The 13,198-nt window shown below is 70.3% G+C and carries 12 protein-coding genes, 1 other RNA gene and 1 pseudogene; 11 read left to right on the top strand and 3 right to left on the bottom strand.

Going from position 1 to position 13,198, the window contains the following annotated elements:
* Window positions 1–18 precede the first annotated feature (18 nt).
* Complete coding sequence (locus ACTWO6_RS25065) at window positions 19–498, bottom strand: MarR family winged helix-turn-helix transcriptional regulator (protein WP_446216232.1); 480 nt, start codon at window positions 496–498, stop codon at window positions 19–21.
* Window positions 499–556: 58 nt separating this feature from the next.
* Between ACTWO6_RS25065 and ACTWO6_RS25060 the strand changes: the two genes are divergently transcribed.
* On the top strand, window positions 557–1,789 hold the full coding sequence (locus tag ACTWO6_RS25060; protein WP_446216231.1) for an MFS transporter: 1,233 nt from the start codon (window positions 557–559) through the stop codon (window positions 1,787–1,789).
* Window positions 1,790–1,876: 87 nt separating this feature from the next.
* Here ACTWO6_RS25060 and ACTWO6_RS25055 read toward each other — a convergent pair whose 3' ends face one another.
* Window positions 1,877–2,638: a sulfite exporter TauE/SafE family protein gene (locus ACTWO6_RS25055; RefSeq protein WP_446216230.1), complete on the bottom strand. Its 762-nt coding sequence runs from the start codon at window positions 2,636–2,638 to the stop codon at window positions 1,877–1,879.
* A 137-nt stretch (window positions 2,639–2,775) separates the two neighbouring features.
* Here ACTWO6_RS25055 and ACTWO6_RS25050 point away from each other — a divergent pair.
* The 10 genes and pseudogenes from ACTWO6_RS25050 to ACTWO6_RS25005 all read left to right on the top strand — a co-directional run.
* A pseudogene (locus tag ACTWO6_RS25050) lies at window positions 2,776–2,871 on the top strand (SigE family RNA polymerase sigma factor); the annotation flags it as partial.
* A 52-nt stretch (window positions 2,872–2,923) separates the two neighbouring features.
* Window positions 2,924–3,061 (top strand): hypothetical protein, encoded by a 138-nt coding sequence (locus ACTWO6_RS25045; RefSeq protein WP_446220871.1) that lies wholly within the window; start codon window positions 2,924–2,926, stop codon window positions 3,059–3,061.
* 104 nt (window positions 3,062–3,165) lie between these two features.
* Window positions 3,166–3,578, top strand: an RNA gene (gene rnpB / locus ACTWO6_RS25040) — RNase P RNA component class A.
* 494 nt (window positions 3,579–4,072) lie between these two features.
* Complete coding sequence (locus tag ACTWO6_RS25035; RefSeq protein ID WP_446216229.1) at window positions 4,073–5,389, top strand: ferredoxin reductase family protein; 1,317 nt, start codon at window positions 4,073–4,075, stop codon at window positions 5,387–5,389.
* A gap of 47 nt (window positions 5,390–5,436) precedes the next feature.
* Window positions 5,437–5,922, top strand: a complete 486-nt coding sequence (locus ACTWO6_RS25030) for an FMN-binding protein (protein ID WP_446216228.1) — start codon at window positions 5,437–5,439, stop codon at window positions 5,920–5,922.
* Window positions 5,919–6,653, top strand: a complete 735-nt coding sequence (locus ACTWO6_RS25025) for an FAD:protein FMN transferase (protein WP_446216227.1) — start codon at window positions 5,919–5,921, stop codon at window positions 6,651–6,653. The genes ACTWO6_RS25030 and ACTWO6_RS25025 overlap by 4 nt, the downstream gene beginning before the upstream one ends.
* Before the next feature lie 336 nt (window positions 6,654–6,989).
* On the top strand, window positions 6,990–10,112 hold the full coding sequence (ileS, locus tag ACTWO6_RS25020) for an isoleucine--tRNA ligase (RefSeq protein WP_446216226.1): 3,123 nt from the start codon (window positions 6,990–6,992) through the stop codon (window positions 10,110–10,112).
* Between the two features lie 64 nt (window positions 10,113–10,176).
* Complete coding sequence (locus ACTWO6_RS25015; RefSeq protein WP_446216225.1) at window positions 10,177–10,563, top strand: Type 1 glutamine amidotransferase-like domain-containing protein; 387 nt, start codon at window positions 10,177–10,179, stop codon at window positions 10,561–10,563.
* Window positions 10,564–11,383: 820 nt separating this feature from the next.
* Window positions 11,384–12,325 (top strand): aminoglycoside phosphotransferase family protein, encoded by a 942-nt coding sequence (locus ACTWO6_RS25010; protein ID WP_446216224.1) that lies wholly within the window; start codon window positions 11,384–11,386, stop codon window positions 12,323–12,325.
* 82 nt (window positions 12,326–12,407) lie between these two features.
* The gene (locus ACTWO6_RS25005; RefSeq protein WP_446216223.1) at window positions 12,408–12,767 is read left to right on the top strand and encodes an alpha/beta hydrolase; all 360 of its coding nucleotides are present in this window, start codon (window positions 12,408–12,410) and stop codon (window positions 12,765–12,767) included.
* A gap of 9 nt (window positions 12,768–12,776) precedes the next feature.
* Here ACTWO6_RS25005 and ACTWO6_RS25000 read toward each other — a convergent pair whose 3' ends face one another.
* Complete coding sequence (locus ACTWO6_RS25000; protein ID WP_446216222.1) at window positions 12,777–13,136, bottom strand: ArsR/SmtB family transcription factor; 360 nt, start codon at window positions 13,134–13,136, stop codon at window positions 12,777–12,779.
* Between the last annotated feature and the right edge of the window lie 62 nt (window positions 13,137–13,198).

Genomic DNA, 13,198 nt, shown 5'->3' with positions numbered 1-13,198 from the left:
GGCCCTTTTGCACGCGCGTCAGCGGGGGCGGGAGCGGGATTCCAGGGCCTGGTTGAGCCGGTGCAGCAGCTCCGCGAGGCTGTCCCGGTCGTCGGGGGACCAGGCGGCGAGGATGTCGCCGTAGAGCCGGATGCGGGCCGCCCGGACGGCGGCCATCCGCTGGAGGCCGGCGGGGGTGGGGGAGATCACCGTGCCGCGCCCGTCGGCCGGGTCCGGGGTACGGGCGATCAGGCCGTCCCGCTGCATCGCGGAGACCTGCCGGGTGACCGTCGAGCCGTCCAGGTTCAGCTTCGCGGCGAGCGCCGAGACGTTCTGCGGGCCGGCGCTGTCCAGGTGCCGCAGGATCACGTACGCCGCCCGGTCCAGCAGCCGGTGCTCCATGGTGCCGGTGCCCCGCCGGGTGGCCTCGCCGAGGCGCATCAGCAGCGCCACCTCGGTCTCGATCCGACCCAGTGTGACCTCGTCCCGACCCGTTCCCGTCGTGCGGTCGTCCCTCATAGCTGTACGATACAACGGAATTACCTGTACGATACAGCTATCTGTCTGGAGGCGCGGAGTGGATCGGCGATCCGAACCCAACCGCAGTGCCATCTACGCCACCACTCTGGTGGCCTTCCTCGCCATCGCCGGCATCGCCGTGGTGGATCCGATCCTGCCCGCCATCGGCGAGGCGATCGGGGTCACCGCCTGGCAGGTCGAGTTGCTCTTCACCGCGTACATCGCGGTGATGGCGGTCGGCATGATCCCGGCGACCCTGGCCAGCGGTCGCTTCGGCTTCAAGCCCGTGCTGATCACCGGCGTCTCGGTGGTCGGCCTCGCCGCGATCCTCGCCTCGTTCAGCGACAACATCGTGCAGCTCTCCGTGCTGCGCGGCGTCTGGGGGCTCGGCAACGCGATGTTCTTCGCCACCGCGATGGTGGTGCTGGTCAACCTCGCCGTCGACCGGGAGTGGGTGGTCGGCCTCTTCGAGACCGCGCTCGGTCTCGGCTTCGCCGTCGGCCCGCTGATCGGCGGGCTGCTGGGCCACGTGAGCTGGCGGCTGCCGTTCTTCGTCTGCGGCGTCTTCATGGTCCTCGCGCTGGCCGTCGCGTCCCGCAAGCTGCGCGAGCCGACCAACCGGCAGGCGCCCGTCCGCGTCGGCCAGATCTTCGCCACCTACCGCAAGCCCGCGTTCGTCACGCTCTGCGTGGTCACCGCCGCGTACAACTTCGTCTTCTTCGTGGTGCTCGGCTACACCCCGCTCTTCCTGCACCTCGACGTGGTGCCGCTGGGGCTGGCGTTCACCGCGTGGGGCCTCGGCCTGGCCGCCGGCATCCTGGTGATCGGGCACCGGCTCGCCCACCGGATCGGCGCGGTGCAGACCGTCGGCGTGGCCATCGCCGGCCTGCTGGTCTGCATGGCGCTCTTCGCCACCTCGGGCTCCACCACCGAGTCGCTGGTGGTGCTCGTGCTCGCCGGCCTCTGCATGGGCCTGGCCAACGCCAACCTCACCGACCTGGCGCTCGGCCTGGGCTCCAGCGACCGCCGGGTCGCCACCGGCGCGTTCAACCTGGTCCGCTGGGGCGCCGCCGCGCCCGCCCCGATCATCTCCGGCAAGCTCGCCGAGCACGGGCTGGCGCTGCCGTTCTGGGTCGGCTTCGGGGTGCTCGCCGTGGGCGTGCTGGTCTACCTGGCCTTCGCGCACCTGATGGCGGCCGGCTACGGCGAGCGGGTGCTCTGGTCCCGCTGGAACTCCGCCGCCCGCGACGCCGAGCACGCCCCCGAGGAGCCGGTCGGCGAGGCGTACTGAGCTTTTCCCTCCGCCCCTGGTCGAACCGCCCCGGCGCCGCGTCGCGCCGGGGCGGTTCGGCGTCCGGGGCCCGCCGCACGGCAGGCCTCAGCGCAGCGCGCGCCAGAGCAGGTAGAGGCCGATCGTCGTGCCGAAGACCACGATCATGGTCTTCAGCACCACCGGCGGCAGCCGGCGGACCAGCCGGGCGCCCGCGTACCCGCCGACCAGCGTCGCCGGCGCGACCACCGCGACGGCCGCCCAGTTGACCGGGCCGAAGAGCGCGAAGACGACCAAGGTGGTCAGCCCCACCACCGCGGAGAGCAGATTCTTGATCGCCGACACCCGGGCCAGCGTGGCGTCCAGCACCAGGGCCAGACCGGCGACCAGCATCACCCCGAGCGCCGCGCCGAAATAACCGCCGTACACGGTGCCCAGCGCGACCATCGCCTGCACCGTGACGGTACGGCGGCGCGGGCTGAGGTCGGCCGGGTGACCGACCAGCCGGCGCAGCGGATCCTGGAAGGCCAGCACGGCGGTCGCGCCCAGCACCAGGAACGGCACCACCAGCTCGAAGGCCCGCGCCGGGGTGGCCAGCAGCAGCACGCAGCCGACGACCGTGCCGAGCACGGCGGTCGGCAGCAGCGTCCACAACCTCCGCCCGGGCGGCAGGTCCGTCCGGCTGCCCGCGACGCTCGCGACGTACCCCGGGAAGACGGAGACCGAGTTGCTGACGTTCGCCGGCACGGGCGGCAGCCCGACCGCGATCAACGCCGGGAAGGTGATGAGGGAACCGCCCCCGGCCACCGCGTTCATCGTGCCCGCGGCGAGACCGGCGGCGAGCAGGAGCGCGGCGTCGGAGAGGTCCATGATCCCCAGAGGCTAGTACGCTCCCGTCCGCGCCGCCCGGCCGCGGACTCAACCTTTCGCCGCCCTGCCGCGTCGTTCCCGGCGACAGGGTCGACGAGGGGAGTGGGACGTGCACGGTCACAACGGGGGGTCGACGGGTGGATGACCCGGAGTTCCGTGAATTCGTCGAGGTCCGCTACGCCGACCTGTTGCGCACCGCGTACCTGCTGACCGGCAGCCGGGACGCGGCGCAGGACCTGGTGCACGAGGCGCTGCTGAAGGTGATGCGGCACTGGCGGCGCGGCGGTGGTCGCCCTGCCGCTCGGGGAGCCCGCGGACGTGCGCGCGCTGGACGCCGCCGGCCGGGTCCTCGCGTCGATCCCGGTACGCGAGCCGGAACGGGGTGAGCGCCTCTTCGGCGAAGGGCTGGTGTCGGACTGGTGATCCGGCGGCGGGCACGGGTGGGTCGCCGCCGTCCCCGCCGTCCACCCGTGTCCGGGTCGGAAATGAGCGAGGCCGTCGCGTCGTTAGGATGAGAGCGCGACGGACGAGTCGACCGGGCGGTCGCGTCGACGGGCTACGGCCCGTCGCCGAGGAACGTCCGGACTCCACAGGGCAGGGTGGTTGCTAACGGCAACCCGGGGTGACCCGCGGGACAGTGCCACAGAAAACAGACCGCCGGCCCTAAGCGGGACGGTAAGGGTGAAACGGTGGGGTAAGAGCCCACCAGCATCCCGGGTGACCGGGATGGCTAGGTAAACCCCACCCGGAGCAAGGCCAAGAATGGGTCGTCACCGCAAGATGACGGTCCGCGCAGACGCTTGAGGGCTGCCCGTCCGATGTCTGCGGGTAGGCCGCTGGAGCCTGCCGGCGACGGCAGGCCGAGATGGATGGCCGCCGCCGACGACGTCCTCCGGGGCGGCGTCGGTCACAGAATCCGGCGTACAGGTCGACTCGTCCGTCGCCCACCAGGTCGCAGCCTCGATCAAGGCTGCGACCTGGTCGTATTTCAGGCTGTCTATGGGCGTTGGCGGTCATGATTGGTTGGCGTTCGACGCCCTGGAGGCGCCCTGACGCCCTGGGGACGCCCTGATCTTGAGGGCGCAGCTGCCCATCGAAACGGCTACTGAGAATTGGCTGCCAGGAAAAGGACGGACGCGGCTCGCGTAGAATTGGCATCATCGAGACGCAGCTGTTGTGCGGCTACCCGAACTCGCCGGTAACCGGTAATTCGCGATCGCGCTCAATCATCTTTGTCCGGTGTGAGGTCTTCTGGCCGATTCTCCGATGACACCACACGCTCGCCGACGGATCCCGGAAATAGCAATGGGGAACTCCGACGGTTGATGGGCGAACAGGGTGGTGCGGGACGGGGGTCTTGTGACGGGGAGGGCGCAGTCGGCCGGCGCGGCGGCCAGGCCCGTACGAACCGCCGCGTGGTCGTGGGGGGCCGATGTGATCGCCTCGGCGGGCGCGGTAAGCGTGCTGATCGTCGTCGCGCTCTGGGTGCGGGGCGGCGGTGTGCAGGATCTTCGTGGCTGGGCGGCGGGCCTGACGTCGCTCGGCCGGTTGACCGGGCTTGTCGCGGCCGACCTGCTGCTCATCCAGGTGCTGCTGATGGCGCGCGTGCCGTGGATCGAGCGCACCTACGGACAGGACAGGCTCGCCCGTTGGCACCGCGTCGTCGGGTTCGTCTCCTTCGATCTGCTGCTCGCGCACATCGTGCTGATCACGGTCGGATACGCCGCGACGGATGGGGCCGCCGTGACAGCCGAGGCGTGGAGCCTCGTCACCACGTATCCGGGAGTGCTGCTGGCGGTCGCCGGGGCGGCCGCCCTGACGATGGTCGTGCTCACCTCCCTACGGGCCGCGCGGCGGCGGCTGCGCTACGAGGCGTGGCACCTGCTGCACCTGTACGCCTACCTCGGCGTCGGCCTGGCGCTGCCACATCAGCTCTGGACCGGGGCCGACTTCACCAGCTCCCGGGCCGCGACGCTGTACTGGTGGACCGCGTACGCCGCGTGCGCCGGCGCGGTGGTCGCCTTCCGGCTCGGCCTACCGGCCTGGCGGACGCTGCGGCACCGACTCACGATCGCCGCAGTCGTCCCGGAGGCTCCCGGCGTTCACTCGATTTACATGCGCGGACGCCACCTGGACCAGTTGCCGGCACGCGCCGGGCAGTTCTTCCAGTGGCGCTTCCTCAGCGGCCCGGGTTGGAGTCGCGGCCATCCGTACTCGCTGTCCGCGGTGCCGAGTGAGGACATGCTGCGGATCACGGTGCGATCCCGCGGCGAGGGCAGCGAGAAGGTGTCAGAGTTACGGCCGGGTACCCGTGTGCTGATTGAGGGGCCGTACGGCCGGCTGACCGCCGCCCGTCGCACGGCTCCGCGGGTCACCATGATCGCGTCCGGGATCGGAATTACCCCGCTGCGGACGTTGTTGGAAGAGTTACCGTACGCGCCTGGCGAAGCCACGCTGCTGTACCGGGCGCGCTCGGCAGAAGACCTGGTGTTTCGCCAGGAACTGGAGCGCCTCGCGGCCGTCCGTGGCGTGCGCGTGGAGTACCTGTTGGGGCCGCGCGGGCGGGAGAACTCGTGGCTGCCGGCCGGATTCGGCGACGACGCGAAAGCCTTGCGTGAGCTTGTCCCGGACATCGCGCAGCACGACGTGTTCGTCTGCGGACCGGATGAGTGGATGCAATCGGTGGTCCGGGCGGCGCGGCAGGCTGGCGTGCCGGCTGAGCACATTCATCTTGAGCGCTTTACCTGGTAACTCCACCACCCATCCTCATGGGCACTCACAATCCTGAGGAGGACGACATGCGCAAGATCACTATGTGGTTCCTCGCCACGATCGCCGTGGTGGTACTTCTCTTCAGCTACCGGACGTCGACCGGACTCGGTGGCTCGCCTTCGGCCGGGACCTTTGGCGGCGCAAGCGCGCCGGCCGTGGAGACCGGCCCCGGTGCGGCGGCGGACCCCAAGGCCTCACGGGGCACCGTCACCCGGTCCGGTTCCACCACCGTCGCCGACGGTCCAGCCGTGCAGACGAAGCGGGGGCCCGTCCAGGTGCAGGCCCACCTGAGCGGCGGCCGGATCACCGACATCACACCGGTGACGGTGCCGGACGAGAACAACCGCTCCCGCGAGATCAACAAGCATGCGGTGCCGCAGCTGCGCGCCGAGGCGCTCGCCGCGCAGAACGCGCAGGTCGACGCGGTGTCCGGGGCGACGCTGACCAGCGAGGGCTACACGAAGTCGCTCCAGGCCGCGCTGGACGGCGCCCACTTCGAGGCCAAGCCGTGACCAGGCAGGCGTTCGTCGAGCAGATCATGGGTCTGCCCGTCAGCGTGCATCTGCGCGGTCCCGGTGCCGACTCCCCGGCGGCGGCGAACGCCGTCGCCGGGGCCTTCGCCGAACTGCGCGCGATGGACGCCGTCTTCAGCCCATACCGCCCGGACAGCCGGCTGAGCGCCCTGAACCGGGGAGAGCCAGTACATGACCCGTTGGTCGACGCGGTACTCGACCTGTGCGAGCAGGCGCGGCAGCGTACCGGCGGCTACTTCAACGCCTACCTTCCCGAACCCGGCGGTGGCACCCACTTCGACCCGTCCGGCCTCGTTAAGGGCTGGGCCGTCGAGCGCGCCGCGGAGCACCTGGAGGGGTACGCGTACTACCTGAATGCCGGTGGGGACATGACGGTACGCGGATCCTGGCGCGTAGGCGTGGAGGATCCGGCACAGCCCGACAAGCTCCTCACCACCATCGAGGTCGTCGACGGGGCAATCGCGACCTCGGGCAGTGCACACCGCGGGGCCCACATCGTAGATCCGCACACCGGCGCCCCCGCCCGGGGCGTGCGCTCGGTCACCGTCATCGGCCCGTCCCTGACCTGGGCGGACGTGTACGCCACCGCAGCGGCTGCGCAGGGACCTCAGGCGGTGACATGGCTCGCCACGCTACCCGGGTACGAGGCCCTGCTCGTCGGCGACGACGGCGCCCTACTGGCCACGCCCGGCTGGTCACTACCCGCCTAACGCAGTGGCCGGTTCGCCGGCGAGGATGAACACGCCCTGCCACGGATCCTGAGCTGATCCATCGACAGGACGCAGATCAGCTATCGTGTTCGGGCGAGGCGTTGATGGGGACGAGTACCGCCGAACGCAGCCAGGAGCGACCCGGGGATGGTGGAAGCCCGGGGGTGTGCGCGGTGGGAAGATCACCCCGGAGCCGTCGGAAGAAAGGCCGGAGGCCGAGTAGAACCGACCGCACGATCAAACGAGAGGGCCGCACGCGGCCAAGGAGGGTGGTACCGCGGGGCTGACCGGCCTCGTCCCTCCGCCGGAGCACCACACGCATCCGACGGAGGAGTGATGTACCGCAGCGTCCCGACCCAGGTGGATCTCCCTGCTCTCGACCACGAGATCCTGCACTTCTGGCACGCCAACAGCGTCTTCGCGCGCAGCCTGGAGCAGTCCCAGGGCCGCCCGGAATGGGTGTTCTACGAAGGGCCGCCGACCGCGAACGGCATGCCCGGCGCCCACCACATCGAGGCCCGGGTGTTCAAGGACGTCTTTCCGCGCTACAAGACGATGAAGGGCTTCCACGTCGCCCGGAAGGCGGGCTGGGACTGCCACGGCCTGCCGGTCGAGCTGGCCGTCGAGCGTGAGCTGGGCTTCTCCGGCAAGCAGGACATCGAAAAGTTCGGCATCGCCGAGTTCAACGCCCGCTGCCGCGAGTCGGTCACCCGGCACACCGACGCGTTCGCCCAGCTCACAGAGCGGATGGGCTACTGGGTCGACATGGACGACGCCTACCGGACCATGGACCCGGAGTACATCGAGTCCGTCTGGTGGTCGTTGAAGCAGATCTTCGACAAGGGCCTGCTGGTCGAGGACTTCCGCGTCGCGCCGTGGTGCCCGCGGGACGAGACCGGCCTGTCGGACCATGAACTCGCCCAGGGGTACGAGACGGTCGTCGACCCGTCGGTCTACGTCCGGTTCCCGTTGACCTCCGGCCCGCTCGCGGACCGGGCGTCGCTGCTGGTCTGGACGACCACGCCGTGGACGCTGCCCTCGAACGTCGCGGTGGCTGTCCACCCGGACGTCCGGTACGTCGTCGCGACGGACGGCAACGAGCAGCTCGTCGTGGCCGAGCCGCTGCTGGCGTACGCGCTGGGCGACGGCTGGGATCTCACGGGGGAGTCGTTCCGGGGCAAGGAGCTGGAGCGGTGGACCTACCGGCCCCCGTTCGACCTGGTCGAGATCCCCGACGCGCACATCGTGATCCTGGCGTCGTACGTGACCACGGACAGCGGCACCGGCCTGGTCCACCAGGCGCCTGCCTTCGGCGCGGACGACCTCGCCAGCAGCCGGGCGTACGGACTGCCGATGGTCAACCCGGTGCAGCCCAACGGCCGCTTCGAGCCGGACCTTGCGCTGATCGGCGGCCTGTTCTTCAAGGAGGCGGACCGGCCGCTCGTGGAGGACCTGACCGCCCGGGGGCTGCTCTTCAAGCATGTGCCCTACGAGCACAGCTACCCGCACTGCTGGCGCTGCCACACCGCGCTGATCTATTACGCCCAGCCCTCCTGGTACGTCCGGACCACCGAGGTCCGCGACGAGCTGCTGCGCGAGAACGAACGGACCACCTGGCACCCCGCCACCGTCAAGCACGGCCGGTACGGCGACTGGCTGAACAACAACGTCGACTGGGCGCTCTCCCGGCGGCGTTACTGGGGCACCCCGCTGCCCATCTGGCGGTGCCAGAACGAGCACCTGACCTGTGTCGGGTCGCTGGCCGAACTGAGCGAGCTGACCGGCGACGACCTGACCGGCCTGGACCCTCACCGGCCGTACATCGACGACGTCACCTTCACCTGCCGGTGCGGCGTGACGGCCCGGCGGGTGGCGGAGGTCATCGACGCCTGGTACGACTCTGGCTCAATGCCTTTCGCGCAGTTCGGCTACCCCTACCGCAACGCCGAGCTCTTCGCCCAGCGCTACCCGGCGCAGTTCATCTCCGAGGCCATCGACCAGACCCGCGGTTGGTTCTACACGCTGATGGCGGTCGGCACGCTGGTCTTCGACCGGTCGCCGTACGAGACGGTGGTCTGCCTCGGCCACATCCTGGCCGAGGACGGCCGGAAAATGTCCAAGCACCTGGGCAACATCCTGGAACCGATCCCGCTGATGGACCAGCACGGCGCGGACGCCGTCCGCTGGTTCATGGCCGCGGTGGGCTCGCCGTGGTCGGCCCGCCGGGTCGGGCACACTGCCCTCCAGGAGGTCGTTCGCAAGATCCTGCTGACCTACTGGAACACCGTCGCCTTCCAGGCCCTGTACGGCCGTACGGCCAAGTGGTCCCCTTCGGCCGCCGACCCGGCGCCCGAGGACCGGCCGGTCCTCGACCGGTGGCTGCTCTCCGAGCTGAACACGCTGGTGCAGCAGGTGGACGCCGCGATGGCCGGGTTCGACACGCACCAGGCGGGCCGGCTGCTGTCGACCTTCATCGACGACCTGTCCAACTGGTATGTCCGGCGCAGCCGCCGGCGCTTCTGGCGGGGGGACCCGGCCGCGCTCGCCACCCTGCACGAGGTGCTCTCCACGCTCACCCTGCTGCTGGCGCCGCTCACTCCGTTCATCGCCGAGCGCGTCTGGCAGGACCTGGTCGCGCCCGTGACCCCGGATGCCGCCCAGTCGGTGCACCTGGCCGGGTACCCGGTCGCCGACGAGTCGCTGATCGACCCCGCGCTGTCCCGTCAGATGGCGCTCGCCCGGCGGCTGGTCGAGCTGGGCCGCGCGGCACGGGCGGACTCCGGGATGAAGGTGCGCCAGCCGCTGTCCCGCGCACTGGCCTCGGCTGCGGACTTCGAGGAGCTCTCCCCCGACCTGCTGGCCGAGATCGCGGCCGAGTTGAACGTGGGCTCGGTCACTGCGGTGGGCGGAGCGGTCGCCTCGTTGGTGGACACCACCGCGAAGGCGAACTTCCGTACCCTCGGCAAGCGGCTCGGCAAGGCGGTACAGCACGTGGCCGCCGCGATCGCGGCGGCCGACGCGGCGGCGCTCAAGGACTCCCTGCGGGAGACGGGGTCGGCCACCGTCCTGGTGGGGGACGAGCCGGTGACGCTCGGCCCGGACGAGGTGGTGATCGTCGAGACGCCACGTGAGGGCTGGGCGGTGGCCGCCGACGCCGGGGCCACCTTGGCGCTGGACCTGCACCTCACCCCGGAGCTGCGCCGGGCCGGGACGGCGCGGGACGCGATCCGGCAGATCCAGGAGGCCCGCAAGTCCAGTGGGCTGGAGGTGACCGACCGGATCGTGCTGCGGTACCGGCCGACGCGGGAGGAGACGGCGCTCGCCCTGGCCGAGCATCGCGAACTCGTCGCCGAGGAGGTGCTCGCCACCGACTGCGCCGAGGGCGAGCCGTCCTGGCCGGACGCCGAGCCGTTCACCGACGAGTCGCTCGGTCTGACTTTCTGGCTCCGCCGGGCCTGACGTACCGGCGCCCCGGGCCGCTTCCGCGGTGCGGGGCGCTTTCCGTCATCGGCGAGGAGTGACAATGCGGTTGTACCTGTCCTCGTTCCGACTCGGGAATCGGCCGGAGCGGATGCTTGACCCGCTACGGGGCGACACCCGTGCCGCAGTCGTCACCAACGCCGACGACTACAAGGATGTGGACCTTCGCGCCATTTCAGTGGAGCGGGAACTGAACGACCTGCGTGGAGTGGGTCTCAAGCCCGTCGAGGTCGACCTGCGCCGGTACTTCGACCGTCCCGACGCGCTGCGTCCGGTGCTCGAGGAGACCGACCTGATCTGGGTCAGGGGCGGAAACCCGTTCATCCTCCGGCGGGCCATGACGCCGACCGGCACCGACGAGATCCTGCGCGAACTGCTGGCGGAGGACCGGGTCGTCTACGGCGGGTACAGCGCCGGGCGTGCGTACTGACTCCGTCACTGCACGGCATCGAACTGGTCGACGACCTGCACGACGTTCCGGCCGGATACCCGGCGGCGGTCGTCTGGGACTGCCTCGGCCTGCTGCCGTACTTCATCCTGTCGCACTACCGGTCGGACCATCCGAAGTCGGCCCTGATCGACAAGAGCCTGGAGTACGTGGTCGGCCACCACATGCCGTTCATAGCGCTGCGCGATGGGTAGGCGCTATTGACTCCCGCCGGCGTTCCGATCGGGCATGCAACGGGCGCGGGAGAGTGCTCCCAACTAGCAGCTTGGGAATTGCCGGTCTCCGGCTGGCTGCTGGGTTGGCGTCCTGGTCTCGCGGGTCTGTCGCGGCCTCGGCTGGGCCCTGCTGTCCTCGCCCAATGGCACGCGAATGGCACGCCGGATGCTCGCCTCGACCGTCGACCGGAAGCGATCGCCGACCCCTGCCTTGCAAAGATCAAGACTGCTGTCGGCCTGCGTCGGCCACTGCCGCTGACCTGCTCGACCTGTCGGCTGCCGCCGGTCGGCACTCCTGCCTGTCGGCCGGCTTGGCTGTACGGATGGCTGTACAGCCACCTCCTGATCCTCCCAGGCGTGGCTCCCAAGCTAGACCCTCTGATCCGTAGGAGCGTCCCGCATCCGCCGTTACCCGCCTCGCCTCCCCGCTGGCTCGTAGCCGACGTTCGTCCATCGAGTCACGTCACTCAGGTAGAACATGCGTCGCTCTGTTGCCTGTGCCACGATGCGCGCGTGAGGTGTGCTCAAGCGTCTAACTGTCGTTCCACTTCCACCCCCAATTTCCCTTATCAGACAAGGACGTCTCGGTGAGCAACACACCGCATCTCGGTCCCGTGCCCCAACGCATCGCCGTCGATGCGGAACTGGTGCGTCGGCTCGTCGCCGACCAGTTCCCCCAGTGGGCCGGCCTCCCGGTTCAGCCGGTAGCCAACGGCGGCTGGGACAACTGGACCTTCCACCTCGGCTCCGGGATGTCGGTGCGTTTGCCCAGCGCAGCCGAGTACGCCTTGGCGGTCGACAAGGAGCACCGGTGGCTGCCGGAACTCGCCCCCCGGCTCTCGCTGCCCATCCCCGTCCCACTGGCGAAAGGGGAACCCGGCGCGGGCTACCCCTACTCGTGGTCGATCTACTCATGGCTCGACGGCGAGCCTGCGAGCGCGGACCGCATCGCCGACCCCGTCCGATTCGCCATCGACCTGGCCGAGTTCCTGTCGGCGTTGCAGAGCATCGATCCCACCGGCGGTCCCCTCCCCGGGCAGCACAACTGGTTCCGGGGCGGCACGCTGCGCACCTATGGCCGGGACGCCCAGCGCGCGCTTACGGCGCTGGACGGCCACGTCGACGTCGACCTGGCCCACGAGATCTGGAAGAACGCACTGGACGCATCCTGGGACGGAGCGCAGACCTGGTTCCACGGTGACGTCGCCCAGGGAAATCTCCTGCTCAACGACGGGGAGCTGGCCGCTGTCATCGACTTTGGGACGTGCGGCGTCGGCGATCCGGCCTGTGACCTGGCGATCGCATGGACATTGTTGACCGCCGAGGGTCGGCAGGCGTTCCGCGAGCGACTGTCCGTCGGCGGGGCGACGTGGGCGCGTGGGCGCGGCTGGGCCCTCTGGAAGACGCTCATCGCCTGTGCCCGGACCTTGGGCAAGGCCGACGAACAGGCCGCGATCGCACTGCGCGTCCTCGGTGAGATCTTCGCCGAATACGTGGCGGACAGCCGGCGGCAGCAGTGCCGGCCTTGAGCACCGGGACTTCGACGGTTTTCGTCGCGGGCAGCCTGCCATCCCCACAAAGAAGGCGGCAGTCGTCTGGGGACTCAACCAGGTGCATGACTGCGTAGTCCCCTCTGAACGAGAACGTCACTGCCGGCCGCGGGCGCTGCTGGCCTCCGGCGGGTTCGCCGGCGACGCCGCGGTGGCGCCGCTCACGGCCGGCCGCGAGGGCGCCCCGGTGCGGCAGCAGACCGGGCGGCTGCCGGTCGTCGTGTTCTCGCACGGCGCGCACGGCCGCCGGGCCGAAGCCATCATCGTGGTGCAGGAGCTGGCCAGCCACGGGTACGCGGTGGTCACAGTGGACCACACGTACGATGCGTTCAGCGTGTTCCCCGACGGCCGGCTCACCGTCCCGGTCATCGGCGGCGGCCGCCCATGGGTGTTGTCGGTCATCACCGGACTTGTCGAGTAGGCCGGGGGCTCAGTCGTGCTCAGCTGCACCGGTCACCCGGTGGGATGCGGCGTGCATCACCTCGGTCACCAGCCGACGCGCATGCCCGCCCCTGGCGCGGTAGAGGGCGCGACGGCCATCCCGTCGCACGCTCACCAGCCCCGCCAACCGAAGCTTGCCGAGGTGCTGCGACACCGCCGGCCGCGCCATCCCGACCGCCGCCACGAGCGCCGTCACGTCGTACTCGCCCTCGCTGAGCAGCCACATCAGCCGTAGCCGCGTTCCGTCGGCCAGCATCCGCAGCATTTCGGTCGCCGCCTCCACCTCCGGCCCGCGGGGAAGGCGTTGTTGCAGGTCACTGGCATCTGCAACGTTGTCGCGTGCGTACATGAGCACATATTATCGCCGCCGTCGACGGGTACGGACCGTCCGTGCGACCGCACGACCTGGGG

The organism is Micromonospora sp. IBHARD004, from assembly GCF_052814115.1.
This window is presented reverse-complemented; position numbering and strand designations above follow the sequence as displayed.